We start from the raw sequence: 1206 nt of genomic DNA on the forward strand, positions 1-1206 counted from the left end.
GGCGCGGCTTGAGCAACCGGCGGAAACGCGTAGCTTTCACATTGCGCAGCGTTGGAGCTGGTTGCGGCGATTGTCCCGGCATAGGCTGCCGGGGTCTGGTATCCGAGCGACGAGTGTGGCCGGAAGGTGTTGTAGTCGTCGACCCATTCGGCAATGGCGCTGCGGGCGTGATGAAGACCGAAGAACAGGCTTTCGTTGAGCAACTCGTCGCGCATCCGACCATTGAAGGATTCAATGTAGCCGTTCTGCATCGGCTTGCCCGGCGCGATATAGTGCCATTCGACCTTGTGGTCTCTGGACCAGGCCAGGATCGCATTCGACGTGAACTCGGTGCCATTGTCGGAGACGATCATGCCGGGCTTGCCCCGCCGTTCGATCAGTGTCGTCAGTTCGCGAGCAACCCGACGGCCGGAAATCGACGTGTCCGGGATCGCCGCTAGGCACTCGCGCGTGACGTCATCAACGATGTTGAGCACGCGGAAGCGCCTGCCGCAGGCGAACTGGTCGTGGACAAAATCCAGCGACCAACGCGCGTTGACCTTTGCCTCGACCAGGATCGGTGCACGCGTGCCAACGGCACGTCGTCGAGCTTTCCGTTTGCGAACGGATAGCCCTTCCTCGCGATAGAGACGGTAGATGCGGTTGACTCCGGATCGTTCTCCCTCTCGTCTGAGCACGATAAACAGCCTCCGATATCCGAAACGCCGTCGCTGGTTGGCGAGGTCGCGCAGCTTCGTTCGCAGTTCGTCTTCCGACGCTCGGCAGGACTGATAACGGATCATCTTGCGGTCGGCGGAAACGATCTGGCAGGCCCGACGCTCCGAGAGGCCCATCATGGCCTTCAGATGCGCGACGGCGTCACGCTTGGCGGCAGGCCCTACCATTTTTTTGATAGAAGCTCGCGCAGCGCGGCCACATCCAACATCTGTTCGGCCAGCAGCTTCTTCAGCTTGGCGTTCTCCTCTTCAAGCGCCTTCAGCCGCTTCGCCTCGGAGACTTCCATGCCGCCGTATTTGGCCTTCCAGTTGTAAAACGTCGCCTCGGAAATTCCATGCTTGCGGCAGAGGTCGGCAGCCTTCGCGCCAGCCTCCTGCTCGCGCAGCACCCCAATAATCTGCTCTTCTGTAAATCTCTGCTTCTTCATAAGTCCGTCCTCAATGGGCCGAACTCTAATCAATTTTGGAGGAAATTCTCAGTGGCAGGTCA

The 1206-nt window shown here is 59.6% G+C and carries 1 protein-coding gene; it reads right to left on the minus strand.

Features of this window, described 5'->3' with window-relative positions:
- Positions 1 to 1144, minus strand: a protein-coding gene (locus LQK84_RS25025; RefSeq protein WP_442967026.1) for an IS3 family transposase whose coding sequence is annotated in 2 segments (ribosomal slippage) — positions 1 to 892 and positions 892 to 1144 — 1145 coding nt annotated over the 2 segments. Because the reading frame shifts where the segments join, the coding sequence is not laid out codon by codon here. This gene is flagged as partial in the annotation.
- Positions 1145 to 1206: the final 62 nt, after the last annotated feature.

The sequence above is a fragment of the Rhizobium sp. C4 genome (genome assembly GCF_021026315.1).
In the GTDB taxonomy this organism is placed as follows: domain Bacteria; phylum Pseudomonadota; class Alphaproteobacteria; order Rhizobiales; family Rhizobiaceae; genus Ensifer_A.